Origin of the sequence: Bacillus sp. BHET2 (genome assembly GCF_005938125.1) — a bacterium.
In the GTDB taxonomy this organism is placed as follows: domain Bacteria; phylum Bacillota; class Bacilli; order Bacillales; family Bacillaceae_B; genus Rossellomorea.
In genome coordinates, this window is the sequence record NZ_VCQN01000067.1 from 1 (window position 1) to 234 (window position 234).

1 rRNA gene is annotated in these 234 nt (G+C 40.2%); it reads right to left on the reverse strand.

Going from position 1 to position 234, the window contains the following annotated elements:
- A 23S ribosomal RNA gene (locus FGG79_RS21545) occupies nt 1-102 on the reverse strand; the annotation flags it as partial.
- Nucleotides 103-234: the final 132 nt, after the last annotated feature.

Sequence of the window (234 nt, forward strand, 5' to 3'; positions counted from 1 at the left end):
TCAAAGCTCACTTACAGCTCCCCAAAGCATATCGGTGTTAGTCCCGTCCTTCGTCGGCTCCTAGTGCCAAGGCATCCACCGTGCGCCCTTCATAACTTAACCTAAATCTTGTTCAACAGCTAGGCTGTTAAATCAACATTTGATCACTTACTACTTAAGGTTTAAAACCTAAAATGGCGATACTCGGTAATTTCTTGACTATCAATTTATCTTTATCTAGTTTTCAAAGAACAA